The organism is Pelagibius sp. (assembly GCF_028289705.1).
Classification (GTDB): Bacteria; Pseudomonadota; Alphaproteobacteria; order Kiloniellales; family Kiloniellaceae; genus Pelagibius.
The window spans coordinates 1-25,446 of the sequence record NZ_JANQOI010000181.1 but is presented as its reverse complement, the minus strand read 5'-3'; the positions used below and the strand labels follow the sequence as shown (position 1 = coordinate 25,446).

22 protein-coding genes and 1 tRNA gene are annotated in these 25,446 nt (G+C 68.1%); 8 read left to right on the top strand and 15 right to left on the bottom strand.

Going from position 1 to position 25,446, the window contains the following annotated elements:
- The first annotated feature begins 25 nt into the window (after window positions 1-25).
- On the top strand, window positions 26-637 hold the full coding sequence (locus Q0996_RS23015) for a plasmid pRiA4b ORF-3 family protein (protein WP_299625651.1): 612 nt from the start codon (window positions 26-28) through the stop codon (window positions 635-637).
- A gap of 38 nt (window positions 638-675) precedes the next feature.
- Here Q0996_RS23015 and Q0996_RS23010 read toward each other — a convergent pair whose 3' ends face one another.
- A complete protein-coding gene (locus Q0996_RS23010; protein ID WP_299625648.1) occupies window positions 676-1,362 on the bottom strand; it encodes a cytochrome b561 domain-containing protein in 687 nt (228 codons plus the stop codon).
- 575 nt (window positions 1,363-1,937) lie between these two features.
- Here Q0996_RS23010 and gndA point away from each other — a divergent pair.
- On the top strand, window positions 1,938-3,476 hold the full coding sequence (gndA, locus tag Q0996_RS23005; RefSeq protein ID WP_322096786.1) for an NADP-dependent phosphogluconate dehydrogenase: 1,539 nt from the start codon (window positions 1,938-1,940) through the stop codon (window positions 3,474-3,476).
- A 94-nt stretch (window positions 3,477-3,570) separates the two neighbouring features.
- Here gndA and Q0996_RS23000 read toward each other — a convergent pair whose 3' ends face one another.
- Complete coding sequence (locus tag Q0996_RS23000; protein WP_299625642.1) at window positions 3,571-4,089, bottom strand: gluconokinase; 519 nt, start codon at window positions 4,087-4,089, stop codon at window positions 3,571-3,573.
- Between the two features lie 278 nt (window positions 4,090-4,367).
- Between Q0996_RS23000 and Q0996_RS22995 the strand changes: the two genes are divergently transcribed.
- A tRNA-Ser gene (locus Q0996_RS22995) sits at window positions 4,368-4,457 on the top strand.
- Between the two features lie 164 nt (window positions 4,458-4,621).
- On the opposite strand, the gene Q0996_RS22990 is transcribed toward Q0996_RS22995, so the two are convergent.
- The 10 genes from Q0996_RS22990 to Q0996_RS22945 all read right to left on the bottom strand — a co-directional run bounded on the left by Q0996_RS22990 (window position 4,622) and on the right by Q0996_RS22945 (window position 15,910).
- Window positions 4,622-5,599, bottom strand: coding sequence for an agmatine deiminase family protein (locus Q0996_RS22990; RefSeq protein WP_299625639.1), 978 nt, complete (start codon window positions 5,597-5,599; stop codon window positions 4,622-4,624).
- Window positions 5,600-5,722: 123 nt separating this feature from the next.
- Window positions 5,723-7,324: a rhodanese-like domain-containing protein gene (locus Q0996_RS22985; RefSeq protein ID WP_299625636.1), complete on the bottom strand. Its 1,602-nt coding sequence runs from the start codon at window positions 7,322-7,324 to the stop codon at window positions 5,723-5,725.
- A gap of 14 nt (window positions 7,325-7,338) precedes the next feature.
- Complete coding sequence (locus tag Q0996_RS22980) at window positions 7,339-7,926, bottom strand: cysteine dioxygenase family protein (protein ID WP_299625633.1); 588 nt, start codon at window positions 7,924-7,926, stop codon at window positions 7,339-7,341.
- A 65-nt stretch (window positions 7,927-7,991) separates the two neighbouring features.
- Window positions 7,992-8,621, bottom strand: coding sequence for a cysteine hydrolase family protein (locus Q0996_RS22975; protein WP_299625630.1), 630 nt, complete (start codon window positions 8,619-8,621; stop codon window positions 7,992-7,994).
- Window positions 8,618-10,672 (bottom strand): hydantoinase/oxoprolinase family protein, encoded by a 2,055-nt coding sequence (locus Q0996_RS22970; protein WP_299625627.1) that lies wholly within the window; start codon window positions 10,670-10,672, stop codon window positions 8,618-8,620. The genes Q0996_RS22975 and Q0996_RS22970 overlap by 4 nt, the downstream gene beginning before the upstream one ends.
- The gene (locus Q0996_RS22965) at window positions 10,669-12,411 is read right to left on the bottom strand and encodes a hydantoinase B/oxoprolinase family protein (RefSeq protein ID WP_299625624.1); all 1,743 of its coding nucleotides are present in this window, start codon (window positions 12,409-12,411) and stop codon (window positions 10,669-10,671) included. Before Q0996_RS22965 ends, Q0996_RS22970 begins: the two co-directional genes overlap by 4 nt.
- Window positions 12,401-13,273 (bottom strand): oxaloacetate decarboxylase, encoded by an 873-nt coding sequence (locus Q0996_RS22960; protein WP_299625621.1) that lies wholly within the window; start codon window positions 13,271-13,273, stop codon window positions 12,401-12,403. The genes Q0996_RS22965 and Q0996_RS22960 overlap by 11 nt, the downstream gene beginning before the upstream one ends.
- A complete protein-coding gene (locus Q0996_RS22955; protein ID WP_299625618.1) occupies window positions 13,270-13,776 on the bottom strand; it encodes a 3-isopropylmalate dehydratase in 507 nt (168 codons plus the stop codon). Before Q0996_RS22955 ends, Q0996_RS22960 begins: the two co-directional genes overlap by 4 nt.
- Complete coding sequence (locus Q0996_RS22950) at window positions 13,773-15,071, bottom strand: 3-isopropylmalate dehydratase large subunit (RefSeq protein ID WP_299625615.1); 1,299 nt, start codon at window positions 15,069-15,071, stop codon at window positions 13,773-13,775. Before Q0996_RS22950 ends, Q0996_RS22955 begins: the two co-directional genes overlap by 4 nt.
- Window positions 15,068-15,910, bottom strand: a complete 843-nt coding sequence (locus Q0996_RS22945; protein WP_299625612.1) for a GntR family transcriptional regulator — start codon at window positions 15,908-15,910, stop codon at window positions 15,068-15,070. Before Q0996_RS22945 ends, Q0996_RS22950 begins: the two co-directional genes overlap by 4 nt.
- Window positions 15,911-16,031: 121 nt before the next feature.
- Here Q0996_RS22945 and Q0996_RS22940 point away from each other — a divergent pair, with 121 nt between their 5' ends.
- Genes Q0996_RS22940 through Q0996_RS22930 form a run of 3 tightly spaced genes read left to right on the top strand, consistent with a single transcriptional unit; the run spans window position 16,032 to window position 18,880 of the window.
- On the top strand, window positions 16,032-16,541 hold the full coding sequence (locus Q0996_RS22940; RefSeq protein WP_299625609.1) for a TRAP transporter small permease: 510 nt from the start codon (window positions 16,032-16,034) through the stop codon (window positions 16,539-16,541).
- Window positions 16,542-16,558: 17 nt separating this feature from the next.
- The gene (locus Q0996_RS22935) at window positions 16,559-17,854 is read left to right on the top strand and encodes a TRAP transporter large permease (protein ID WP_299625606.1); all 1,296 of its coding nucleotides are present in this window, start codon (window positions 16,559-16,561) and stop codon (window positions 17,852-17,854) included.
- Window positions 17,855-17,890: 36 nt separating this feature from the next.
- Window positions 17,891-18,880: a TRAP transporter substrate-binding protein gene (locus Q0996_RS22930; RefSeq protein WP_299625603.1), complete on the top strand. Its 990-nt coding sequence runs from the start codon at window positions 17,891-17,893 to the stop codon at window positions 18,878-18,880.
- A gap of 263 nt (window positions 18,881-19,143) precedes the next feature.
- Here the strand turns inward: Q0996_RS22930 and Q0996_RS22925 are convergent, their stop codons facing one another.
- Together Q0996_RS22925 and Q0996_RS22920 are read right to left on the bottom strand one after the other, a co-directional pair.
- Window positions 19,144-20,778, bottom strand: coding sequence for a GMC family oxidoreductase (locus Q0996_RS22925; RefSeq protein WP_299625600.1), 1,635 nt, complete (start codon window positions 20,776-20,778; stop codon window positions 19,144-19,146).
- Window positions 20,778-21,515 carry a hypothetical protein gene (locus tag Q0996_RS22920; RefSeq protein WP_299625597.1) on the bottom strand — a complete coding sequence of 246 codons (738 nt, stop codon included), beginning with the start codon at window positions 21,513-21,515 and terminating at the stop codon, window positions 20,778-20,780. The genes Q0996_RS22925 and Q0996_RS22920 overlap by 1 nt, the downstream gene beginning before the upstream one ends.
- 148 nt (window positions 21,516-21,663) lie before the next feature.
- Between Q0996_RS22920 and Q0996_RS22915 the strand changes: the two genes are divergently transcribed.
- Window positions 21,664-22,413, top strand: coding sequence for an SDR family NAD(P)-dependent oxidoreductase (locus tag Q0996_RS22915; RefSeq protein ID WP_299625594.1), 750 nt, complete (start codon window positions 21,664-21,666; stop codon window positions 22,411-22,413).
- A 32-nt stretch (window positions 22,414-22,445) separates the two neighbouring features.
- Here Q0996_RS22915 and Q0996_RS22910 read toward each other — a convergent pair whose 3' ends face one another.
- On the bottom strand, window positions 22,446-23,210 hold the full coding sequence (locus Q0996_RS22910) for a hypothetical protein (protein WP_299625591.1): 765 nt from the start codon (window positions 23,208-23,210) through the stop codon (window positions 22,446-22,448).
- A gap of 232 nt (window positions 23,211-23,442) precedes the next feature.
- Here Q0996_RS22910 and Q0996_RS22905 point away from each other — a divergent pair, with 232 nt between their 5' ends.
- Entirely contained in the window at window positions 23,443-25,389 is a 1,947-nt protein-coding gene (locus tag Q0996_RS22905) for a bifunctional 2',3'-cyclic-nucleotide 2'-phosphodiesterase/3'-nucleotidase (RefSeq protein WP_299625588.1), read from the top strand.
- The last annotated feature ends 57 nt before the right edge of the window (window positions 25,390-25,446 follow it).

The following is a 25,446-nucleotide window of genomic DNA, read 5'->3' as shown; positions in this document are numbered from 1 at the left end:
ACAGGGAGTGGAATTGGAGGCGGCCGTGGGCCAAGACGAAACCGATGACATCGTCCAGATCCGAATGACCCTGCGGGACGTCGAGCCGCCGATCTGGCGGCAGGTCCGGGTGCCGGCGGACTTCCCGCTTCGCCGCCTGCACGACGTGATCCAGGCCGTCATGTGCTGGCTGGACTATCACCTGCACGAGTTCAAGATCGGCGACCGGCTCTATGGCCAGCCGGAGATCGCGGGCGAAGATCACGTCGGCCCTCGGCTCTATAGCGACCGCAACACGCGCCTTGCCCAACTCCTCAAGCGCGGCATCGACCGCTTCACCTATACCTACGACTTCGGCGACGAGTGGTGCCTCGACATCGAGATCGAAGAGACACTACGGGCGGAGCCCGGCGTCGACTATCCGGTCCTGGTCGCGGGGGCACGGCGCGCACCGCCGGAGGACAGCGGCGGGCCGTTCGGCTTCATGAACCTCGTCGACGCGATCTCCGACCCGGGTCATCCGGACCATGAAGACATCATGGACTGGTACGGCAGGCCCTTCGACGGCGAGGACATGGACCTGGACACGGTCGAAGCGGTGCTCAGCCGTATGCGCAGCACCAGGCGCAAGGGACCGGGTAGCAAGAAACGGGCCTAGCCCGCTCCGGCCATGGCCTCTCCCCGTTGCAGCCCTACTCAGTGGCGGCGTATGCCAAATCCGATCGGTGGAGTTCTGTTGCCCGGCAGCGTAGGGTCCGGGCCCCAGATGGCCTGGTAGGTGTCGATGGCCCACCCCCGGCGCTGGAGAACCGCTGCCGCCACGGCAAGGGCGAACCACCAGATGCCGAGGAAAAGCCACATCCAGACAGGGCCATTGGCCAGCCACAGGCCGGTGAGGATCGCCGCGCCCGACACCAACAATGCGGCGTATCCGCAGATCTTGTGAACGTACTCGAAGACAAGGCGCCGCGGCGTCATGTCGAAGTGATCGCCGGCCCTGGACGGCTCGGTCGGCCCGCCCTTGCTGCCACGCAGCCACCCTCCCAAAACCTGGGCAAAGGTCAGGGCGACGACGAGATAGCCCAGCAGGCGATGCGTCGCCGCGGTGTACTCGCGCCCCTTCAGGAGAATCAAGATCAGGGCGATGACCGTCAAAGCCGTGGCGCTGTACTGGAGCACGCGATGCAGGACCCACCAGACCTGGTTGTCCAGTTGCCGCGGCCAGTCCTGCCAAGGCAGGACCTTAAGGTAGCGGGCCACAACGATGCCCAGAGGTGCGCATACGCCCCAGGCGAGCACCATGAAGCGGCCGTGCCACGACAGAAGTGTGCCCATGTCATGCGCACGGCTGGCATCGATCGGGGATATCAGCCACTCCCACATCGGCCTAGGCCCTGTTGACAATCATTTCGCCGTCGTGGCGGGAGCAGATATGCGCCCCGGTCAATCCAATGGGGGCTAGGAGCGGGCGGCGCCGTGGGGTGGTCCCCCACAAGGCGTCCGCGACGCGGCCCTGGCGAATATCTGCCCCGTCCCGAAGGGATCCGGCACATTTGGCCCGCGGCCGCGTCGCTCCTCCCCGAATATGCTTGGGTCGAATATGCTTAGGCATGTCCTTCCTCGTCGCTCCTAGCCGAGGGCCAAATCCGCTCGGACCACAACAGCGAAATGAATGTCAACAGGCCCTAGCCCTTCACTGCTTCCGGGTCGCTGCGCCACGGAAAGGTTAGCGCTAACATATAACTGCGATAAGCTGCTTGTCTCAAAAAATTGGCCTGGAGACCCCTTGTGCGGCTGAGCGGTGTGTGCGCTGCCGGCAGGGCGCTGTGAAAGGGCTGATGATCGAAGGTGAAGTGACGCAGCGTCCGGGCGCCAGACCGGGCGCCGGGTGTTTCGGCCTGGCTATGGCGGCCCATGTCCGGACGCCGCCACGGGATTGACCGGCACCGGCGTCATCGATGTTTCGGACGATACTGCCGGGCTGTAGCATAGCGGCAATCGTCGCAGAGAGCGCGGCACCGGCATCCGCTAGAGTTTGGAATGTTGGGGGACTCGGGCAAACGGGGAGGCACAGATCTTTGACGACCAGTGAAATCGGCCTGATCGGCCTTGGAACAATGGGCGCCGCGCTGTCGATGAACATTGCGGAAAAGGGCTTTCCCATCGCCGTCTACAACCGAACCGCGTCCAAGACCGAAGCCTTCCACGCGGCCGCCAGCGATCTGGCCGCTGCCATCACGCCGACCGCGACGCTGGATGCCTTCATCGCCGCTATCGCCAAACCGCGTGCCATCATCGTGATGGTGCCGGCGGGACAGGCCGTCGACGACCAGATCGCCGACCTGCGCCCCCTTCTCGACGACGACGACCTCATCATCGATGCCGGCAACGCCAATTTCCACGACACGAACCGCCGCGCCCAGGCCGCCGGCGAGCGTCCGTTCCTGGGCATCGGAGTCTCCGGCGGCGAGGACGGCGCGCGCTACGGCCCCTCCATCATGGGTGGCGGACCGCGCCGCCACTGGGACCGCGTCGGGCACATCCTCGAAGCGATTTCGGCGAAACACGACGGCTCTCCCTGTGCCGCCTGGCTCGGGGAAGCCGGTGCCGGTCACTTCGTGAAGACCGTGCACAACGGCATCGAATATGCCGACATGCAGATGATCGCAGAGGTCTACGGGCTTCTGCGCGACGGCCTTGGGCACGACGCGGCGGCGATTGCCGATCTGTTCGACCGCTGGAACGGCGGCCGGCTTCAATCCTATCTGATCGAGATCTCCGCCCGCGTCGCGGGAACCCTTGACGCCGCGACGGGCGGCCCGCTTCTGGACGTGATCGTCGATGCGGCGGGACAGAAGGGGACGGGCCGCTGGACCGCCATTGAGGCCCAGCACCTGGCGGCGCCGGTTCCGATGATCGATGCGGCCGTCACAGCGCGCAACCTGTCCTCGCGCCGCCAGCAGCGGCGGGCGGCGGAAGACCTGTTCGGCGCCGGGCCGACGCCGATTGCGCCGGCGCAGCTGACCGCGGAGCAGCTGGAAAAGGCGCTGATCGCCGGCAAGATCCTCTGCTATGCCCAGGGCTTCGAGATGAACGCGGCAGCGTCGCGGGAATACGGCTGGAACCTGCCGCTGCCGAGGATTGCGGAAATCTGGCGCGCGGGCTGCATCATACGCTCGGCGATGCTGGACGACATGGCCAGGGCGCTGTCCGAAGATCCGGACCGCAACCTCATCTTCGCGCCGTTCTTCGCGGATTTGCTGCGCGATTCGCAGGCTGCGCTGCGCCAGGTCGTCGCCACGGCGGCCCTGCATGGGGTCGCGGTGCCGGCGCTGTCGGCCGGCATTGCCTACTTCGACGCCCTGCGCACCGCGCGCGGCACCGCGAACATGATCCAGGGCCAGCGCGATTTCTTCGGACGGCACGGGTTCGAGCGGCTGGACGACGGCACCACGGACCAGCACGGGCCCTGGGCAGATCCCGCGACAGGGAACTGACGGCTTCGGCGAGTTTCTGGGTGTCGGTGCTGGACAGGGTCAGCGCCACGAAGCCCGAGCGCGTTTCATGTTTTGACGGCACCCGCCGCGCCGCTCACGGCGAGATCTTGTCCCACTCAGCTCGTTCCTTCAGCTTCCCGGCGGCTTGGTCGGCAACCGCCTCAAGCGTCTGGTCGATGTCCACGGCAAAGCCCGCCTCGTCCGCACCCAGTTCTTCAAGCGCCGCAAACTGGCTGTTGACCATACTGGTCGGCATGAAATGTCCCTCGCGGGCGGACATGCGCGCCTCGATCACCTCCGGCGATCCGCTCAGGTGAACGAAGATCACCGGCCCGCCCACGCGGTCGCGGATGCGGTCGCGGTATCTGCGCTTGAGCGCCGAGCATCCGATCAGCACCGGCCCCCGGGCGGCCCTCAGCGTCTCAGCCACCCGGTCGAGCCAGGGCGCGCGGTCCTCGTCGGTCAAGGGGGTGCCGGCCGACATCTTCCGGATGTTCGCGGCCGGGTGCAGGTCGTCGCCATCGATGTAGACGGCCCCGGTCCGGGCAGCCAGCGCAACCCCGACCGTGGATTTTCCGGACCCGGCCACGCCCATGATCACCGCCCGCGCCATCACCCGAAACCACGCCGTTTTGCTATCATCGACAAGCCGCGTGTGCCCCCGTAAAGCGCGACACCGGGCCGTGCGAGACCTTGTGTCGGGCAAGGGGCCGGGTTCGGTGGAAGGCGACGCCTGCGCGCGCCGCACGACTGGATCATGGGCGCTGCGGCCTCCCAGACTGTTGGTGCTCCGGCTGACTATAGCAGGCCGGGGGCCGGGTGAGGACGCAAACACCCCAGCCAGCGCTTGCAAGCGCCACAGCACAAGGCTAGTAAGGGCGCGCCGTCCGCGGAGGGATGCCGGAGTGGTTGAACGGGGCGGTCTCGAAAACCGTTGTGCGCGCAAGCGTACCGAGGGTTCGAATCCCTCTCCCTCCGCCATTTCCAGCGCATCGGTACCGGGCAGACGGCTGTCAGCCATTCGTCGACAAGAAGAGTCTGGTCCCGGCCGTCGAAGGGCGGCTTCCGGAACCGGATTCCAGACGTTTCAGTGCGCTCCCACAATCGTTCGGCGGCTCACCCGAGGCGCCGCCGCGGACGCCGGTTCAGCGCGCCGCGCGCGCCCAGTCGAGCAGGCGCGCTGCGTTTGCTCCGCGGAGCTGCCAGGACATGCAGCGCACGCCGCCGCCCATGTGGCAGACCTGGCGGGAGCTCACGGGGACCACCTCCTTGTCGGTCCAGCGCCGCAGGCTGGCCAGGGCTTCGGCGTCCTCCGGGATGCCGAACTGCGGCAGGTAGATGCGCTGCGGTGTCACCAGCATGTTGGTGTAGAGCCCGCAGGCCGAGCCGAAGGCCGCGTCGTAGATCGTGCTGCCGTCATAGGGGGTGACGATCTCGTGAAGGGTGACGCTGGGCAGGCCCGCCAAGACGTCGGCGCGCAGCGCCGCGGCATAGGCCGGGTCTTCCGGGTAGCTGTTGATGACGAGAACATTGGGCTCGATGAAGGCCACCACGCCGTCGGCGTGTTCGAGCCCGCCCTGTTCGTCCGCCTCGATGAAGGCGACATGCTCGAGCCCGGTCTCGCGGCGCAGCGCCGCGCGGGCTTCGGTCTCGCTGAGGCCGTTGTCGCGCAGGAACTTGCGGCTGACCACCGCGCGCCCGGCATAGTCGTCGACGAAGTTCCCGCCGTCGTTCAACAGATCGCTCTCGGCAAAGCCGAGGCCGGCCTCCTCCATGACCGCGGCGAGGCCGTCCTGGACCGCGTCCGCCGCCGCCTGGCCCTGCCGCCCGCCGCCCTGACCGGCCGCCGTGTAGCGGAACAGGACCGGGCCGGCGGCATTCGATAGGCTGAAGTCGCGCATCCAGATGTCGGCGACCGGCGCCAGGGCGACGCGGTCTTCGCCCAGCGCCGCGACGTAGTCCGGATAGGCCGCCGCGTCGGTGAGGACGAGGACGTCGTCACGGCCCTCGATCTGTTCGGCATAGGCGACGAGGAAGTCGAAGATGTCGCCGGCAACCTCGGCGTAGTAGGGATCGGCGGACCCGGGCGCCGCCAGGACGATCAGCTCTTTCGCGTCGGCCATTGCGGCCTCACGGTTTTGCGCGGGAGCCTCGCCCGCGAATCCGCAGTGCGCCGAGATCAGGACCGCCGCCATAAGGCATCCCCGGACCCATCGTTTCCCCATCGCCGTTCTCCCCTGTGGTGTTCAACAAGGACCGCACCGTCTCTGCGGGTCTGCCGTCGGCCGCAGGGGGTTCAGAACCCCGCGCTCCTGGTCGTCCAGTTGGTCCAGCAGGCCGAGTTCCCATTCGAGATAGCGGCGCGCTGCGTCCAGGTTGCCGTCGTGGCGGTCGTGGACGAAGAAGAGATAGTCGATGCAGTCGGCCTCGGTGGGGAAATCCGGCGTCTCGACCACGCTGAGCCCCGCCGCGCGCCAGCTCCGGGGGTCGCCGCGACGGACGCCGCCCGGGGCATGGCCGGTCAGGCGCGTCAGGTCCGCCGCCACCCCCGCCATCAACGCGGGGGCACGCCCGGTCAGCACCAGGCCGGCGGGATCGTCGATCTGCAAGCGGTCGAGGCGGGCCCGGGTGACCCAGGTCGCCCCCTCGATGTGGCCGGCGCGGAAGTCCAGCCCGCGCGAGGCATCCAGGATCTGCGCGCCCGCATCGGCACGGGCTTTCAACTCCGCCAAGCCGATGGTGTCGGCGACCCCGGCGGGTTCGGTTTGTCCCCCACCGGTTTCGGTTCTGGCGGCATCACTGTCGAGGAGCCAGACCCGGTGCCCCATACCCTTCAGCCAGATCGCGGTGGTGGCGGCGCGCAGGCCGTTGTCGCAAGCGAGCACGATGCGGGCGTTGCGCACCGCAAGCTGCTCGTCGGTGGCCTGGACGAGCTGGCCGCCGGGCGCGGAGCGGGCGCCGGCGACATGGCCCTGGGCGAATTCTTCGGCGCTGCGCACATCGAAGAGATAGGTCGTCTGTCCAGCGTCGGCGAGCCAGGCCCGGATCTGTGCTTCACCGACGCTCGGCAGGGCATAGGCTGCCCGCAGTTTCTCCGCCAGGGCGCGCCCGGCGCTCAAGGTTTCCGGGTCCGGCTGCGGCAGCGGCGAAGGCTCGGCGCCATGGACCAGATCGAAGCCGGCCAGCCGCCAGCCCTGGGTTCCGTTGCGCAGGGCATAGACCGGGTTGGGCGTGTCGAGCAGAGCCAGGGTCTGGGCACCGATGATGGAGCGGGTGCGCCCGGCACAGTTGACGACGATGGGGGTCGCCGGATCGGCGCCCAGCAGCGGCAGGCGGTAGCCGAGCTCCGCGTTGGGGCAGGACAGCGCCCGGGGCAGCGCCATCTTGCGGAACTCCCGCCCGGTCCGCCCGTCCAGCAGCAGGAGGGCCTCGCCGCGCCGTTGCATCGCGTTGAGCTCTTCCGCGGAGAGCGACGGCGTTTCAAAGGCGTGCTCGACCCTCTCGCCGAAGGCCTTGGAGGGAACGTTCACGCCCTTGAAGAGGGTGTAGCCGGCGGCCGCCCAGGCCGGCGCGCCCCCGGCCAGGACCGCGACGTCGCCGTAGCCGAGATCCGCCAGCACCGCCGCCGCGCGCGCGCCGACACCGTCGCCGTCGTCCATCACCACACAGCGCACCGCCCGGCAAGGCAGCAAGCGCGGCGCCAGGCCTTCGATGCGGCTGTAGGGCAGCGGCACGGCAAAGAAGGGATGGCCCTCGCCATACTGGCCGTGTTCGCGGACGTCGAGAAAGGCGATCTCGTCGCCGTCGGTCAGCAGCGGCTTGAGGGCCTGCGCCGATATCTCCTTCACCGGGTGCCGCGTCCTCAAACCTTGGTCTTTACCCCGACGTCCATGATCCGGCAGGTCCCGGCGTCGAGGTCGTAGGCGATCCGGCCGGTCAGGCTTTCCAGGGGCCGGCCGTAGAAATGAAGGTGGCGGATCACCGTGTCGCCGCCGATCTCCACGCTGTGGATGTCGTCGGGCAGCATCGCCAGGGCGGTGCCGGGCCTCAGGTCCACGACGGCGGTCTCGCGGAGTTGCGCCTTGCCGGGCACCGCGCCGTCGTCCAGGCGCTCGTAGAGCCTGTTGGTCTCCACGCCCTCGACCGCGGCGATGCAGGCCCAGGTGGTGTGGTTGTGGGGCGGGACCGTCTTGCCCGGACGCATCACATTCAGATAGAGGGTCAGGCCGCTCTCGGCGTCCTGGGCGATCTGAAAGCGGTTCTGCTTCGCGTCCTCGTCAGGGTCCGGGAAATCGCCTTCGGCCCACAATGACGTCTGGCCGGAGAGCTCCGACAGCGCCGTCTTCACCCGCTCCAGCCGCGCCCGGTCCAGCGGGCCCTCGGCGAGAACCGTCCTGGTATGCGCCAAAAGCGCCTCGGTCATCTCCTTGCGGGTTTCTACGGGGGTCATGGGGAACCAAGCCTTTCCGTTCGATCAGCGTCGGGGCCATGGTGCCCCAACTTGGACCGAAGCCGCTAGTGCTTCCCGGTAGGATCCCCCGCAATCTCTTGCAGTGCTTCGGCGCAGGTCGCCACCCGGCAGAGGCTGGAGAGGTCGCTGAGGGCATGCTCGTGGGTTTCGCGCGAGAAGGCGGCGCAGCCGTCGGAAAGGACGGTGGTGTGGAAGTCCCGCACATGGGCGTCGCGGACCGTGGAGGCCACGCCGCCGTTGGTGACGATGCCGCAGACGAACAGCCGCTCTATGCCGGCCTTGCGCAGCACCCAGTCCATCCGCGTCATGAAGAAGGCCGAGTAGGCCACCTTCTCGACCACGAGGTCGGCCGGCTGCAGAGGCTCGACCAGGCTGTGGCCCCAGCCGCCCGGCGCGAAGTCCCCCTTGCCGAGAAAGGGGCGCAGGGCCTTCAGGTGGGGCGAGATGAAAGGCTCCCCGCCCTTGCCCGGCACCAGGGTGAACTGGGTGGAGACGACCCAGCCGCCGGCGGCGCGCATGGCCTCGACCAGCGGCAGGACCTGCGCCGGCAGGGCGGCGATATCGGCATTGGCCTGGCCGCCCCTGGCATAGGCCCCCTCGGGGTGCAGGAAATCGTTCTGCAGATCGACGATCAGCACCGCCGAGCGTGCGGGATCGGCGAGATCGGCCGTCACTGCTGGCCCTCCCGGTCCGAGATGATCAGGTTACCGAAGCCGTCGACCCGCCCGGAGAGGCCGGGATCGATGAAGATGGTGGCATCGGCCTGCTCCAGCAGCGCCGGGCCCGGCACCAGGGCGCCGGCCTCCAGTTCCAGGCGCTCGTAGACCGTTGCGGTCCAGAAGCGCCCCTCGGCATAGACCTCGCGGCTGCCGATGGCGCAGTCCGCCGCCGGGCGCCCGCCGGCCGGCGCGAAGACGCCCATGTCGAAGGCCGGCCGGCGGCCGGTCACCGTCACCCGGTAGTTCATCAGGCGGATCGGGATATTCTCCAACAGCCGCCCATAGGCCGCGCGGTAGGCGGCCTCGAAAGCCGCTGTGACGGCTGCCTGATCGAGCCCTTCCGGCGGAATCTCCAGCGGCACCGCAATGCTGTGGGTCTGGCCGAGGTAGAGCATATCGAACTCGTAGCTGCGCTCGATGCGCTCGAAGGCGATGCCGGAGCCGCGCACCACCGCTTCCGTCGCTTCGGCCACCGCGGTCATCTCGCTCTGAAGCGCCGCGAAATCGGTCTGCGCCAACAGGCGGTTGACCGTCTGCACCCGGTCGTGGCGCATGTCGGCGACGACGCAGCCGAGGGCCGAGGTGACGCCGGGGAAGCGGGGCACCAGGGCCGCGCCGAGCCCGACTTCCTTGATCAGGGCGCCGGTGTGCAGGGCGCCGCCGCCGCCGAAGGGCATGGCGGTGAACTTCGCGGGGTCGTGGCCGCGCTCGATGGAGACCAGGCGGATGGCGCCGGCCATCTTCGCATTGGCAAGGCGGATCACCGCCTCGGCGGCCTCCTCGACCGAGAGATCGAGGGGTCCTGCAATGACGGCCTCCATCGCGGCCCGGGCGGCCGCCACGTCGAGCTTTTCCAGCTTGCCGCCGATGGGGCGCTCGGGGTTGATCCGGCCCAACAGCAGGTTGGCGTCGGTCACCGTCGGCCGGGTGTTGCCGAGCCCGTAGCAGACCGGCCCCGGATTGGACCCGGCGCTTTCCGGACCGACCTGGAGCAGCCCGCTCTGATCGAGATAGGCGATGGAGCCACCGCCGGCGCCGATGGTGGTGATCTCGATCATCGGCGTGCGCACCACCATGCCGAAATCGATAGAGGTCTGCGCGGCAATCGCCGCCTTGCCCCCGGCCACCAGGGAAACATCGAAGGAGGTCCCGCCCATGTCGCAGGTGATCAGGTTCTCAAAGCCCGCGGCCCCGGCGATGGCCTTGGCCGCGATCACCCCGGCGGCCGGGCCCGACAAGGCCGTGCGCACGGGATAGCGCTTGGCACTCTCAACCGCCATGACGCCGCCGTTGGACTGAACGATCAGCACGTCGCCGCCGAAATCCCGCTGCTTCAGCCCGGACTGCAGCCGGTCCAGATAGGAGGAAACCGCGGGCTGCAGATAGGCGTTCAGGGTCGCCGTCGACAGGCGCTCGAACTCCCGGATTTCCGGCAGGATCTCGGTGGCCGCCGAGACGTAGGCATTGGGCCAGACACGGCGCACCGCCTCGACGGCCTGGGTCTCGTTGGCGCTGTTGGCGTAGCCGTTGATGAAAAAGACGCAGACCGCCTCGCAGCCCGCCGTCGAGAGTGCCCTGGCGCGGTCCTGCACCGCCGCCGCATCCACAGGCTCCAGCACGCTGCCGTCGGCGAGCACGCGCTCGGCCACCTCCAGCCGGTCGCCGCGGTCCACCACCGGTTCGAAGCTGCCGCGCAGCCCCCAGGTCGCCGGCCGGTCGCGGCGGCGCATCTCCAGGACGTCGCGAAAGCCCTCTGTCGTAATGATTCCGGTGCGCGCGCCCTTGCGCTCCAGCAGGGCATTGGTGCCCACCGTGGTGCCGTGCACCACCGTGCGGATCTGGGCGAAGTCGTCCACCGCGTCGCCTATCCCCTCGATGAAGCCCCGGGACTGGTCGCCGAACGTCGAGGGGACCTTGGCGATGCGGATCGCGCCCTCTGCCTCGTCCAGCACGAAGACGTCGGTGAAGGTTCCGCCGACATCGACGCCAACGACAAACGCGCTCATGCCGGTTCCTTCTCGTCCTTTGGGTGGCGCAGCCGCGCGGTCGCCGCCTGGTCGACGGCCCCGGCCGGATCGAGGCTCACGCCATAGTCCCGTCTGGCCGCCTCGGGGCTGACGAACCCCCGGGCCACGTCGCGGGCGACGATTTGGGGATCGCGGCTCTGCGGATCGCCGTAGCCGCCGCCACCCGGCGTCTCCAGCCGGACGCGCTGGCCGCGGGCGATATGGATGCCCACCATCTTGGAGACCATGGGCGGTTCATGGGCGCCGTCGGCCTGCTGATAGGTGAAGCGGTTGGCGGCGGCCGGGGCACCGCCGGCGATGCCCTGGGGCGGAAACTTGCCGCGTTCGCCGAACAGGAAGGCGTCGGCGGACTCTTCCAGCAGCTCGATCTCATAGACCGCGCCCAGGCCGCCGCGGTGCCGCCCGGGGCCGCCGGAGTCCGGGCGCAGGGCCCATTGGGTGAAGCGCACGGGATAGGCCGCCTCCAGGATCTCCAACGGCGGAATGGTCGCGGTGGAGATGGGCGCGTTGCCGTGGTTGAGCCCATCGTCCTGGTGATGGCCGCCATGGCCGCCGCCGAAAAAGGAGAACATCACCCAGCGGGCGCCGTTGGCGCGGTGGCCCGCCATGGAGAGAGCGTTGATGGTGCCGTAGGCGCAGGCCACGGTCTTCTCCGGTGCCAACTGGGCGACCGCCTGGAAGACCACGTCGATCATGCGCAGGATGGTTTCGGTGTAGCCGCCCACCGGTTTCGGCGCCTTCACGGAAAGCAGCGAGTCCTCGGCGATGCGGAACTCCACCGGCTCAAGCACCCCGGCATTGGCCGGCACCTCGCCGAAGATGTGCTTCAGCGCGGTATAGCAGGCGGCGACGGCCGTCGCCCGGGAGATGTTCACCGGACCCTGGCAAGCCGGCGAGGAGCGGCTGAAATCCATGACCATGCGGTCCTTCTCCACCGTCAGGTCGAGGGCGATCTTCAGCGGCTCATCGACGATGCCGTCGTTGTCGAGCCAGTCTTCGGCGGAGACGGTGCCGTCGGGCAGCGCGGCGATCTGGGCGCGCATCATGGTCGCCGCCCGTTCCTTCAACTGCCTGAGGCAGGCGCCGGCGGTGGCCTCGCCGTACTCCTCCAGCAGGGCGGTCATGCGCCGCTCGCCCAGATCGAGCGCATTGATCTGACCGTTCAGGTCGCCATAGAGCGACAGCGGCAGGCGGGAGTTGGCGGAGAGGATGTCGATGATATCCTGGCGCAGCTCGCCCTTGTCGTAGAGCTTCACCGGCGGGATCAGCATGCCTTCCTGAAACACCTCGGTGGCCGCCGGATTGTAGTTACCGGGCACGTTGCCTCCGACATCGTGCCAGTGGCCCACCGAGGCCAGGAAGCAGAACAGCCTGCCGTCATGGAACAGCGGCTTCACCAGACGGAAGTCGGAGAGATGGGTACCCCCGTCATAGGGGTCATTGAAGATCCAGAGATCGCCCGGGGCATGACCGTCAGGGCCCGCCTTGTCGATCACCGACTTCACGGCGAAGGCCATGGCGCCGACGAAGATCGGCAGGCCGGACTTGCCCTGGACCAGGGTCATCCCGGTCTCGGCGTCGTAGAGCCCGTGACTGGCGTCGTGGGCCTCGGCAATGATGGGGTTGAAGGCGGCGCGGAAAAGGGTCGCGTCCATTTCATCAGCGATCTGTTCGAAGCGGCCTTTCAGGATGGCCAGCGTGACGGCATCAATCTCCACGCCCGGTTCCCTCGTACTTCTTGCCGCTGGCCAGCAGGTCGGCGGTGCCGAGCAGGTCGTTCAGGCCCCTGAAATCGTGCATGCGCTCGCGGAAGCCGGCGTTGGAGCCCGTCGCCAGCAGGTTGCCGTAGTAGTCCTCGGCGGTGGCCGCCAGCGCCCGTACGATGCCGCCCGGGAAGATTACCAGCCGGAACCCTAATTCGCCCAGGCGCGCAGCATCCATCATGGGCGTTTGCCCGCCTTCGACCATGTTGGCCATCAGCGGCAGCCTGCCGGCGAAGCGCGCGACGATGGCGTGCATCTGATCGACGGACTGGGGCGCTTCGACGAACAGCACGTCCGCGCCGGCCTCGACATAGGCCTCCGCCCGTTCCAGCGCCGCCTCGAACCCCTCCACCGAGATGGCGTCGGTGCGCGCGATCACCAGGGTGTCCGGCGCGCGCCGCGCATCGCAGGCGGCGTGGATCTTGCCGACCATCTCGGCACTGGTGACGAGGGCCTTGCCGTCCAGGTGGCCGCAGCGCTTCGGCAGGGTCTGGTCTTCCAGTTGCAGGGCGTTCGCCCCCATGCGCTCGAAGACCGCCATGGTGCGTTGAACATTGAGGGCGTTGCCGAAGCCGTTGTCGGCATCGACGATGATGGGCAGCGCCACGCGGTCGCGCAGAACGCCCACGGTATCCGCCACTTCGGCCATGGAGACCAGGCCGATGTCCGGGCGCCCGAAGCGGCTGTAGGCGATGGACGCGCCCGAGAGATAGAGCGCCCTGGCCCCCAGCCGCTCGGCGATCAGGGCGGTCAGGCCGTCATAGACACCGGGGGCCAATAGAATATCCGGCGCGGCGAGGAGTTGCTTCAGGGTCATGGGCGCCCCGCCTTCGCCGCGCCGGCGGAGAGGCGCTTTTTCAGATGGGGAATGAGACCGCCGTCGATGAGCAGCGGCCGCAGGTTCTCAGGCAGCGGTTCCAGAGCGACCTCCGCCTGCTTGGCCGCCAGCGTGAGACGCCCGGCCATGGGGTCCAGCAGGGCCTCGTCGCCGTCCTCGATGCCGCCGAGGTCAGGCGCCACCAATGCCGGCAGCCCCAGGTTCAGGGCGTTGCGGTAGAAGATCCCGGCGAAGGACAAGGCGACGACGCCGGCGAGGCCAAGATGGCGCAGGGCTTCGGCGGCCTGTTCGCGCGACGACCCGGCGCCGAAGTTGCGGCCGGCGACCAGAATGTCGCCGGGCCGGACTTTGGCGGCGAAGTCCGGACGGACGGCCTCCAGGCAATGGGCTGCGATCTCGGCAATGCCGCCGCCCATGTAGCGGCCCGGGGCAAGCTGGTCGGTGTCGATATTATCGCCCAGCAGGAAAATGCGCCCGCTCATACCGATCCTCCCAGGCCCGACACCGCGGGCTCCGCGAGAAAGTCGCGCGGGTCGGCGATATGGCCGGCGACCGCCGCGGCGGCCACGCTGAAGGGCGAACCGAGCCAGACCTTGGAGGAGGGATCACCCATGCGCCCGCGGAAGTTCCGCGCCGTCGAGGAGAGACAGGTGACCTCGGCGCCCAGCCGGTGGGTGCCATAGCCGGCGCAGATCCCGCAGGCGTTGGGGAGCACCCGGGCGCCGGCCTCCTCGAAGACGCTCATGATGCCCTCGGCGGCGGCGCGGTCCTGGTCGCGCCGCGAGGCGGGGGCGACCAGGAGTTCCACACCGGACGAGACCTTGCGGCCGCGCAAGACCTGCGCGGCGGCCTCCAGGTCGACGTACTTGGCGCCGGTGCAGGCGCCGAGATAGGCGACGGTGATGGGCGTGCGCTCGGCTTCGCCCACCGGCATGGCGTTGGCCGGGGAATGAGGGGCCGCCACCTGCGGGGCCAGCGCGGACGCATCGAAACGGTGGTGCTCGATACCCTCGGCGTCGGGGTCGGTGACAAGCCCGGCCCAGTCCCCGGGGTCGCCGCCGGCGCGCCGCACGAAGTCGGCGGTGACGGCATCGGGGGCGATCAGCCCGGTTTGTCCGCCCAACTCCGCCGCCATGTTGGCCAGGGTCATGCGTTCCTGCATCGACAGCGCGGCAATGGCGGAGCCGGCGTACTCGATCGCCTGGTAGCGGCCGCCGTCCATGCCCAGGCGGCCGCAGAGGGCGAGCATGATGTCCTTGGCCATGACACCGGGCCCGAGCCTGCCGTTCCATTCGATCAGGATGGTCTCCGGCACCTTGATCCAGATCTCGCCGGTGGCCAGCACGCCGGCCATCTCGGTGGCGCCGATGCCGAACATGTAGGCGCCGAAGGCACCGCCGGTGGGGGAATGGCTGTCGCCGCCGACCACGAACATGCCGGGCCTCAGGTGGCCCCGCTCCGGCAAGACGACATGGCAGATGCCCTGGCCGTCGTGAAAGGTAACCCCGGTCTCCCGCGCCCAGTCCCGGGTCAGGGCGAGAATGCGGGCGCCCTCCTCGGTGTCCCCCGGCACGAAGTGGTCGGAAACCAGCACGACGCGCGCCGGATCGAACAGCGTCGCCCCCAGTTCCGCCAGCAGCGGCGCGACCCGGCGCGGGCCGCCGGAATCGTGGATCATGGCCAGGTCGACCCTCGCGGTCACCACCGCGCCGACCGCGACATGGTCGCACCCGACGGCGCGGGCGATGATCTTCTGGGCCAGCGAGGCGACCGTCATTTCGGCCCCTCGTCAGCGCGCCCGCTCGGCGATGGCTGCGACCAGGTCATGCCGTCCTGACCCTCGGCCCGCTCCATCACCATCTCCAGACGATAGCGGTCGGGGCGGTAGTAGATGCGGATGTACTCGACCGGACGCCCGTGACTGTCGCGCGCGATCCGGCGCACCTCGATCAGGGGGCTCCCCCGGGAGACCTGCAGCGCAAAGGCGATCTCCGGATCGGCGAGGGTCGCCGAGATGGACTGCCAGACCGACTCCACCGTCACGCCGGCATTCTCCATTAGCCGGATCAGCGGCATGTCGCCCAGGTCCTCGCGGGCGTAACGGCGGCCGATGTCTTCGGGCACGAAGGTGAGCAGATAGGACATGGGCTCCGCGCTCAGCCAGCGCACCCGCACCGCCCGTTGCACCACGGTGTCCCTGTCGACCTCGAGGGCCTCGGAGACTTCCGGGGAGGCCGCGACATACTCGAAGTCCAGAACCACCGCCTGGGTCGTCTCGCTCATCACCGAGACGTTCTCGCGCCAGCCGTCGATGGGCACGTGGACGATGGGCGAGCCCGCCGGCCCGCGCTCGAGAACCCGGGTGCCGACGCCGCGCTGGCGCGCGACCAGGCCGGCGTCGGCCAGATCGTTCAGGGCGCGCCGGCAGGTGATGCGCGAAACGTCGAACTCCGCGGAGAGCTCCAGTTCACCCGGCAGGATGGCACCAGCCGGAATCTCCCCCGACTCGATACGGTTCCTGAGGATCATGAACATCTGCTGATAGAGCGGCATGCCCGGGCCGCGATCGAGCAGACCGCTTTGCGCGCCCGCTGAATTGACCGCCTTGCTCGGCACCAGAGACCACCTTTCGAATTTCGAATTGCACTGTTAATAGTATATCATTATAACATTAGGTCAACTTGCTTGTGGAGGGGCGCAAGGTCCGCATAACGGGCCGAAGGGGGAGACGAACACGATGGAGAACGTAGCGACCATCCTGGCCAAGCTGGACTCGCTTTTTGAGACGGTCCTCTACTACCTCTCCGGGGCGCTGCTGATCACCATTGCCTGCGCAGTCTTCTATTCCGTGACGACGCGCTATGTCTTCAACGAGCCGCCGCTGTGGGCCGACGAAGCCCCGCGCGCTTTCTTTCTCTGGATGACCTTCATCGGCATCGCCGTCGCGACCAAGCGCGGCCAGAACATCCGGGTGACCCACTTCATCGATATGTTCGCGCCCCTCCCGCGCCTGGTGCTGGAGACCTTCATGCATATCCTGGTGCTGATCATGCTGGTCGCCCTGGTCTGGTACAACGCGCCGATCATCCAGCTTCAGGCCGGCGGCTCGATGCTTTCCACCGGCTGGAGCTTCGTCTGGCTCTACGCGCCGGTCTCCGTCGGCAGCGTGCTGATGATCTTCTACCAGATCCGCCTCGCGCTGAAGTCCTTCGCCAACTATCAGGCCGCGGTGGCGCCGGGGCGCTGAGATGTCGGGGCGCTGACATGCTGCTGATCTCCATGATCGTGGTGCTCTTCGTCTTCTCCCTGCTGGGGATGGAGATCGCCTGGGCCATCGGCCTTGCCGGCTTTGCCTATCTGACCCTCTCCCAGTTCACCGACGGCGCGACGCCCATGGTGCTCTTCGCCCAGCAGATGACCTCGGGGGTCAACTCCTTCGTGCTGCTGGCGATCCCGCTGTTCATCTTCGCCGGCGAACTGATGAACGTGACCGGCGTGACCCGGCGCATCGTGAACTTCGCCGCCTCCCTGGTCGGCCACCGCAACGGCGGCCTGGCGAACGTCGGCGTGACCGCCAACTTCATCATGTCCGGCTGCTCCGGCTCGGCGCTGGCCGACGCCGCGGCGACCGGCACGGTGCTGCTGCCTGAGATGAAAAAGCGCGGCTTCAAGCCCGCTTTCTCCAGCGCGGTGATCGCCTCGGCGGCCACCGTCGGGCCCATCGTGCCGCCGTCGATCTCCTTTGTCCTGCTGGGGGCGATCGTCAACATCTCCGTTGGCCAGCTCTTTCTCGGCGGCGTGGTACCCGGCATCCTGATGTTCATCGCGATGTTCGCGGTGACCTGGTGGATCTGCAAGGGGCGCGCCTATCCGCTGGAGCAGAAGGCCAGCGGCCGGGAGCGCCGCATTGCGCTCTTCGAGGGCACCAGCGCCCTCATCGCCCCCATCATCATCGTCGGCGCCATCATCTTCGGCGTCGCAACGCCGACCGAGTCGGCGGCGGTCGCCGCCTTCTACGTGCTGTTCCTGGGGATCTTCGTCTACCGCAACCTCTCCATCGTCCAGATCATCAACTGCGCCTCCCACGCCGCGGTGGCCACCTCGGTGATCATGCTGACGGTGGCCACCTCCAAGATCTTCGCCTGGCTGGCGGTGAAGGAGAACCTGGGGGTCCACCTGACCAACGCGCTGCTGTGGGTCACCGACGAGCTCTGGCTGCTGCTGCTGATGATCAACGCCATGCTGCTGATCCTCGGCATGATCATGGAAATCCTGCCGATCATGCTGATCCTGGCACCGGTGCTCTTTCCCCTGCTGACCGGGCTGGGCGTCGACGAGGTGCACTTCGGCGTGGTCATGGTGCTGAACCTGATGATCGGCATGATCACGCCGCCCATCGGCCTCAACCTCTTCATCATCTCCTCGATCGGCGGAGTCGGGGTGATCGAGATCTTCAAGGAGGCGGTGCCCTACTTCTTCATTCTCGTCGGGGTGCTGCTGGTCATCACCTTTTTTCCGACGCTCACGCTGTTCCTGCCGGACCTTGTCTTCCGGCAGTAGAGACGTCACGATCAATCCAACCAGGGAGGACCAACCATGACTTTGACCAGACGGACGTTCAACAAAGGGCTTGGCGGCCTCGGACTGGTGACCGCCCTGGCCGGTGTCGGCGCGCCGGCGCTGGCGGCCAGGACGCTGATCTACGGCAACGCCGGCAACATCGACAGCGCCTCCAACCGCTTCGCCAAGAAGTGGCTCGACCTAGTCACTGAGCGCACCGGTGGCGAGTTGAAGTTCGACATCAAGGCCGGCACCATCGGCGGCGGCAAGGACGTGCTCGACGGCACCGCCCTTGGCACCGTGCAGCTCTACAACGGCGCCTACACGGGCCTGCGCGAGTTCGACGTCTTCTACGCGCCCTACTTCGCACGCGATTCGAACCACGCCCAGAAGATCGCCAACGACCTTCTGTTCGACGAACTGAACGCCGCGGTGCAGAAGCGCTATCCCTCGCTGCGCTACCTCAGCGTCGCCCGCGCCGGCCCCTGGAAGCTGTTCACCAACCAGAAGCTGGAGACCTTCGATGACCTGAAGGGTCTGAAGATCCGCGCACCGGAGATCGAGGGCGTGATCGCCGGCCTGGAGCAGGTCGGCGCCAAGCCGACGGTGATCCCCTTCAACGAGCTCTACGGCGCGCTGCAGCAGGGCGTGGTCGACGGCATGGCGACCCTCGGCAACCTGATGATCAGCCAGAAGTTCTACGAGGTGGTGAAGTACTGCTATCAGAACGACTGGGGCATCGGCCTCGACAAGCAGATGATCAACCTCGGCACCTGGAACGGCCTGAGCCAGGAACAGCAGGATATCCTGACCGGCACCTTCAACGAGCTGGAACCCCAGGATTTCTTCCGGGCCACCGAGGAGGCCGAGATCGCCAACTTCAGGCAGTGGCGGGAGTTCAACGGCGAGGACACCACACCGCTGTTGGACGCCAGTGCCGCGCAGAAGACCCTGGAGCCGGCGATCAAGGCGCTGGCCGACGATATCTTCGGCGCCGGCGCCTACGACAAGATCCAGGCGCTCTAAAGCCGGCGGTCCGCGCACCGCATCGGAACTTGAAGAGGCCGCCGTCCCACCCGGGGCGGCGGTCTCTTCTTGCCGGTTCATCTCAATAGGTTGCTGAGCAAGGGATCGAGCGAGCTCGCAACACCCTTCGAGACGGCCCTGCGGGCCTCCTCAGGGTGAGGCCAGCTATTGGACTGATTGACCTCATGCTGAGGAGCGAAGCGTCTCGAAGCACGAGGTCAATCACCCAGCCGAGGTCTTCCGTAGTCTACCGGCGCCGTGGTTCAGCAGCCCGAACCAGCGATCAGCGCGGCCGCTTTCTCGCCCACCATCATGCTGGGGGCGGCGGTGTTGGTGGAGGGGATGGCGGGGAAGATCGAGGCGTCGGCCACGCGCAGCCCCTCCAGACCGCGCACCCGAAGCTCAGAATCGACCACCGATTTATCGTCGGCCCCCATGCGGCAGGTGCCGCAGAGATGGTGGACGGTGCTGGCCGTCTCGCGGACCCAGTCCGCCAGCTCCGTGCGGGAGCGCAGCTTCGCACCCGGCATGATCTCCGCCCCGCGATAGGGGTCGAAGGGTGCCTGGGCGAAGACCTCCCGCAGCATCTCCACGGCGTCCACCAGCAGGGTCACGTCCCGCTCGTCGCTGAGATAGTTGACGCGGATGTCGAGGGGGGCGTCCAACGCCGCGCCGGTGAGCGCCAGCCGCCCGCGACTATAGGGCCGCATGACCGAGGCGTTGGCCATGAAGCCGGGCCCCTCGTTCTGCGGGGGCGCGAAGGGATTGAAGCGCACCGTGCCGCTGCCGACGGCCGGCAGGAAGTGGCTCTGGATCGTCGGGAGATCGGCGCCCGGCGTGCGCAGGTAGGCGCCGGCCTCCAGCGGAAAGACGCTCATCGGCCCGCTGCCGGTGAGCCAGGCGCGCAGGAAGCCGAGGGCAGCGCGGTCGACGCGGGTCAGCCGATGCAGGGAGACGGCATCGCTGGTGTGATGGCTCACCCGGATCAACACATGGTCCTGCAGGTTCCGGCCCACCTCCGGGCTGTCGAGCGCCGGCGCGATGCCGAGCCCACGCAATTCGTCGGCCGGCCCGATCCCGGAGCGCAGCAGCAGCGCGGGCGACCCGATGGCCCCGCAGGCAAGAATCATCTCGCCGTCGCAGGCGACGGTCGCGCGCCGGCTGCCCCTATGCAACTCCAGGCCCGTCACCCGGTCCTTGGCCAGCACCAGCCGCGCCGCCTCCCAGCCGGTGCGGATCACCAGGTTGGGGCGTGCCTGCGCTTCCTTCAGAAAGGCGGTGGCGGTGGTCTCCCGCCGGCCGTTGCGGATGCTGAAGTGGTAGTAGCCGAAGCCCTCCGGCTCCGGGCCGTTGAAGTCCTCCGCGCGGGGGTGCCCCGCGGCCAGGCCCGCCGCCACGAAACAGTCCGCAAGCGGGCTGACCGGCCGCACCCGGCGGGAGACCGAGAACGGCCCCTCGGTGCCGTGGCCCTCGGCGGGCCCGGGGCCGTTGAAGTCTTCCGACTTCCGGAAGAAGGGCGCCACCTCCTCCCAGCCCCAGCCGGCCATGCCCTGCTGGGCCCAGAGGTCATAGTCGAGGGGCAGGCCGCGGACGTAGACCATGCCGTTGATGGCCGAGGAGCCGCCCAGCACCTTGCCGCGCGGCAGATCGACGCTGCGCCCCTTCAGGCCCGGCTCCGCGCCGGTCTTGAACCGCCAGACGTGGCGATTCCCCCGCAGCAGCATCCCGGTCATGATGGGCACCTGCAGCATGGGGTCGCCGCGCCCGCGCCCGCCAGCCTCGATCAGCAGGACCCGCCGGTGCGGGTCCTCCGAGAGGCGCGCGGCAATGATGCAGCCGGCGCTCCCGGCACCGACGACAATGTGGGTGAAGGTCTCGGCCCTTGCCGATGCCGCCATCAGGTCAGGCCCGCGGCTTCGTCGAAGCCGCCCTGGCCGGTCATGCGCGCCCAGGCCAGATAGGGCGCGCTGGCCTCCACCTCCCCCGCCGCGATCAGCTTGCGCCATTCGTCGCAGGCATCGACGAAGTTCGGAACGCCGCCCGGGAACATGGCGAGGCTCAGCCCCTCGGCGAGCGCGCCCTCGTCGGCCCCGGCCTTGTAGGCGCCCTTGATGTGCTCGCGCACCCAGGCCCAGCGCCGGGCGCACTGATGCGCGGCGGCGAGCCCGATCTCGGCGATCCAGGGTTCCACGGCAAAGCGCGTCAGCAGGGTCTCCAGGCCGTTGCGGTAGGCGGCTACGGCATCGAAGTCCTTCAGGTGCGGCCCCCAGTGCTCGGCCACGAACGCATGGTGTTCGGCCCCTTCGCTCCAGGCCGCCAGGGCGAGCGCGGCCTCCACGTCGGCACTGCAGCCGCCGCTCTTGTAGAGGCGGTCGATGTGATGGGTGGCGATGGCCTCGCCGGTGGACACCAGGATGATGAGCCAGACGATTTCCTTTTCGTAGTCGCTCATCACCCGCCGGGTCAGCGTCATCGCCGTGTAGGTCGCGTCATAGGCCTCGAGCAGGGCCGGCGCCGATACCGCCAGAAGCCCGTGGTGGGGCAGCAGGTAGCCGCGCTTGGCGCGTAGCGCGTCGAGGGCGGTCTCGACCTCGGCGACGGTCTGCGGCGGGGAACTGGGGGAAGGACTGTTCATCGTAAGGGCTCCTGGCGATCTCTGCGGACCGCATTTTGCTGACAACGCGCAGGGATTGCCAGCAACCGTAGGTCCGGCCGCGGCCGATGCGGTTGTGAGCCGGCGGAGCAGCCTCTAAGTTGCCGCAGAAACATCAGGGAGGGAGATTATGGGTCTGCTGGCGGATAGCGTGGCAGTGATTACCGGCGCGGCGCGGGGCATCGGACAGGCCATTGCCGGGCGCTACGCCGAGGAAGGCGCGAAGGTCGCGCTGCTCGATGCCGACGGCGAGGCCGTGGGCAAGGCGGCGGCGGAGATCGGCGCCGGTGCCCTCGGGCTGGAAGCGGATGTCGCCGACGAAACCTCGGTCGCCAACGCCGTCGCCCAGGTATCCTCGCGCCTCGGGCCCATCGGGATCCTCGTGAACAACGCCGCCGCCGCGGCCCGCCGCACGCCCATCACCGAGCTGCCCTTGAACGAATGGGAACAGGCCCTGCGCATCAACCTGACCGGCACCTTCCTGGTCACCCGCGCGGTGCTGCCGTCGATGATCGCGGCGCGCCGCGGCGTGATCATCAACGTCGCCTCGCAGCTCGGCAGCGTCGCCATTCCCAACAGCGCCGCCTACTGCACCACCAAGGGCGGCCTGCTGCAGTTCACCCGGGCGCTCGCCCTCGACCACGCCGCCGACGGCATCCGGGTCAACAGTCTCTCCCCCGGCGCGGTGCTGACGCCGCGCCTCACCCATGCCTATGGTTCCGAGGCCGAGGCCGAGCGCGCCCTGGCGCCCAAGCATCCCATGGGCCGCATCGGCCGCGCCGGGGAGATCGCCGGCGCCGCCGTGTTCCTGGCGTCGCCCGACGCCACCTTCATGACCGGGGCGGACCTGGTGGTGGACGGCGGCTACCTCGCCCAATAACTCCGCCGGCAACCGTCAATACAAGAAGGACATTACCGGGCCAGCCGGGCCTCGAGGCGCCCGCCCCAGGCTTCGCCGCTGAGCCAGGGCTGCAGGGAGGCCGGCGTCGGCGCTTCGCCGGCCAGGGCGAGACAAGCGCGCCACATCAGGCAGAGGTTCGGGGAGAGGATCGGCAGCGGCCGCGCGCCCTGCTGCAGGATCGTCGGCAGGGTGGGCAGGCCGGTGCCCAGGATGACCACGGCATCCAGTCCCTCCGCTGGCAAGGCGCGCAAGCGGTTTTCCGCTGCCTCCGCCCCCAGGGCGTAGATCGGATGAAAAGCGCCCTCCGCCGCGCTGGGCCGCTCGACCTGAGCCGGGGCAAGACCCCGCCCGCGCCAATAGTCCAGGGCCTTGCCGTGGAGAGCGTCGCCATAGGGGGAGAGCAGGGCAACGCGGTCCGCGTCCAGTTGCCGGAGCGCTTCGGCAATGGCGTCCGCGGCGGTGATGACCGGATAGCCCCTCTCCTCCTCCAGCGCCGCCAGCCTCGCAGCCTCTTCTTCCGGGTCGATGAGGTAGGAGGCGCCGGTGCAGGCGAAGGCCGCGGCGCCGAGGGGCGCGTTGGCAAAGCGGGTCAGCGTGCTTTCGAGGGAAGCCAGATAGTCGACCAGACGGTCGTCCATGGTGGCCTTGTCGCTGACCAGCCGCGCGGTCAGGAGACCGACGCCGGGCGGCGCCAGGATGGCGAACTCCGGCTCCACCGTGGTGTTGGCCTGGGGCGTCAGAACGCCGATCAATCCCTTGGCAGCGTAAGCGGGCATATAGACCTTCCGGAAGTGGCGCGGGCCCAAGAAGCGGTCCCTAATTGCCGCGGTATGACCTTGGCGCGCCATCATGCGTCGATTCAGAATGGAGGCGCCACCCCCTTCCGACTGGGGCGGCCCCATGGACAGGGCCCACGCATCGTCTAAGATCGACAGGTGAGATCCGAGCCGGCTTGGCGGGGGCCGGCAAGGCACCCCAGCGAAGACCCGCCACAAGGGAGTATGAGCCATGAGATCGATGCCCCTTGCCCTCACCCCTCTCCTGCTCATCGCCGGCGCCCTGGCCTCCCCCTCCGCCGAGGCGGGCAGCAAGGTGACGCTGCGGCTGATGGAAACCGCCGACATCCACATGCACATCGTCGACTACGACTACTACCGCGACAGTCAGTCGGACACGGTGGGCCTGGCCAAGGTGGCCAACCTCGTAAAGGCGGCCCGCGCGGAGGTGAAGAACTCGCTCTTTTTCGACAACGGCGATCTCATCCAGGGCAATCCCCTGGGCGACTTCATGGCCCTGCGCCGCGGCCTCAAGGCCGGCGAGACCCATCCGGCCTACAAGGCCATGAACCTGCTGGGCTACGACGCCGGCAACATCGGCAACCACGAGTTCAACTACGGCCTCGACTTCCTGATGCGCACCGTGGAGGGCGCCAACTTCCCCTACACCCTGGCCAACGTCTATGTCCTGGACGGCGACCAGGACGACTCCAACGACAAGCCGCTGTTCCCGCCCTACCTGATCCTGGAGCGCGAGCTGGAAGCCGAGGACGGCTCGACGCATGCCATCCAGGTCGGCGTCATCGGCTTCACCCCGCCGCAGATCATGCTCTGGGACAAGACCAACCTGGAGGGCAAGCTGCGGGTCGAAGACATCATCGACAGCGCCGAGAAGTACATCCCGCAGATGCAGGCCGAGGGCGCGGATGTCATCGTCGCCCTGCCCCACTCCTCCATCTCCCCCCGGCCGCGCCAGGGCATGGAGGAGAATGCCGTCTACTACCTGACGGAGGTTGAGGGGATCGACGCCATCCTCTTCGGTCACGGCCATTCGGAGTTCCCCTCGGCCAAGTTCGAGGGTTTTCCCAATGCCGATCTGGCCAGAGGCACGGTGAACGGCGTGCCCTCGGTGATGCCGGGCTTCTGGGGCTCCCACCTCGGTCTCGTCGACCTCGAACTCGAAGTCGAGGACGGCCGCTGGACCGTGGTTGACGGAAAGGGCTTCCTGCGCCCCATCTACAAGCGCGACGGCCGCAAGCGCATCCCCCTGGTGGAGGCCGATCCGAAGATCGTCGATGCGGTGCGCGAGGAGCACGAGGCGACCATCGACTACATGAACGAAGGCGTCGGCGAGACCACGGCGGCCATCAACTCCTACTTCGCCCTGGTGGCCGACGACCCCTCCATCCAGATCGTCACCAATGCCCAGCGCTGGTACGTCGAAAAGATCGTCCGCGGCACCGAGTACGAGGGCATCCCCATCCTCTCCGCCGGCGCGCCCTTCAAGGCCGGCGGGCGCCAGGGCGCGGACTACTACACCGTGCTCGACCCCGGCGACATTGCGCTGAAGAACGTTGCCGACCTCTACATCTATCCCAATACCCTGCGGGTGGTGAAGCTGAACGGCGCACAGGTGCGGGAATGGCTGGAGATGTCCGCCGGGCAGTTCAACCGGATCGACCCGGCCGCCGGCGGCGAGCAGGCGCTGATCGACACCAGCTTCCCCTCATATAACTTCGATGTCATCGACGGGGTCAGCTACAAGATCGATGTCACCAAGCCGGCGCGCTACAACAAGGACGGCGAGCTGGTCTCTCACGATCACCGCATCGTCGATCTGACCTACGAGGGCAAGCCGGTGACCCGGGAGATGGAGTTCATCGTCGCCACCAACAACTACCGCGCCGGCGGCGGCGGCAACTTCCCGGGGCTCGACGGCTCCTCCATCATCATCGAGGCGCCGGACGAGAACCGCACGGTGCTGGCCAACTACATCTTCGACCAGAAGGCCATCAATCCCGCGGCGGACAACAACTGGTCCTTCGTGCCCGTCGACGGCGACGTGACGGTCACCTTTACCTCCAGCCCCGGCGCGCAGGACGCGGCCGAGCGCATGGGCTTCACCCTGCTGGGCGACGCGGAGGGCGGCTTCGCCAAGTATGTGATGGAGATGAAGTAAAGTCTTTCATGTCTTGACGGCGCCGGCCCGCACCCCCTCCCGACCACCCAATGCGAT

Coding starts and splice junctions, on each gene's coding strand:
- Q0996_RS22930 (WP_299625603.1), top strand. CDS start 17,891: ATGACTTTGACCAGACGGACGTTCAACAAAGGGCTTGGCGGCCTCGGA.
- Q0996_RS22925 (WP_299625600.1), bottom strand. CDS start 20,778: ATGGCGGCATCGGCAAGGGCCGAGACCTTCACCCACATTGTCGTCGGT.
- Q0996_RS22990 (WP_299625639.1), bottom strand. CDS start 5,599: ATGGCCGACGCGAAAGAGCTGATCGTCCTGGCGGCGCCCGGGTCCGCC.
- Q0996_RS22955 (WP_299625618.1), bottom strand. CDS start 13,776: ATGAGCGGGCGCATTTTCCTGCTGGGCGATAATATCGACACCGACCAG.
- Q0996_RS22960 (WP_299625621.1), bottom strand. CDS start 13,273: ATGACCCTGAAGCAACTCCTCGCCGCGCCGGATATTCTATTGGCCCCC.
- Q0996_RS22920 (WP_299625597.1), bottom strand. CDS start 21,515: ATGAACAGTCCTTCCCCCAGTTCCCCGCCGCAGACCGTCGCCGAGGTC.
- Q0996_RS22905 (WP_299625588.1), top strand. CDS start 23,443: ATGAGATCGATGCCCCTTGCCCTCACCCCTCTCCTGCTCATCGCCGGC.
- Q0996_RS22910 (WP_299625591.1), bottom strand. CDS start 23,210: ATGCCCGCTTACGCTGCCAAGGGATTGATCGGCGTTCTGACGCCCCAG.
- Q0996_RS23000 (WP_299625642.1), bottom strand. CDS start 4,089: ATGGCGCGGGCGGTGATCATGGGCGTGGCCGGGTCCGGAAAATCCACG.
- Q0996_RS22970 (WP_299625627.1), bottom strand. CDS start 10,672: ATGAGCGCGTTTGTCGTTGGCGTCGATGTCGGCGGAACCTTCACCGAC.
- Q0996_RS22915 (WP_299625594.1), top strand. CDS start 21,664: ATGGGTCTGCTGGCGGATAGCGTGGCAGTGATTACCGGCGCGGCGCGG.
- gndA (WP_322096786.1), top strand. CDS start 1,938: ATGTTTCGGACGATACTGCCGGGCTGTAGCATAGCGGCAATCGTCGCA.
- Q0996_RS22950 (WP_299625615.1), bottom strand. CDS start 15,071: ATGACGGTCGCCTCGCTGGCCCAGAAGATCATCGCCCGCGCCGTCGGG.
- Q0996_RS22940 (WP_299625609.1), top strand. CDS start 16,032: ATGGAGAACGTAGCGACCATCCTGGCCAAGCTGGACTCGCTTTTTGAG.
- Q0996_RS22935 (WP_299625606.1), top strand. CDS start 16,559: ATGCTGCTGATCTCCATGATCGTGGTGCTCTTCGTCTTCTCCCTGCTG.
- Q0996_RS23010 (WP_299625648.1), bottom strand. CDS start 1,362: ATGTGGGAGTGGCTGATATCCCCGATCGATGCCAGCCGTGCGCATGAC.
- Q0996_RS22980 (WP_299625633.1), bottom strand. CDS start 7,926: ATGACCCCCGTAGAAACCCGCAAGGAGATGACCGAGGCGCTTTTGGCG.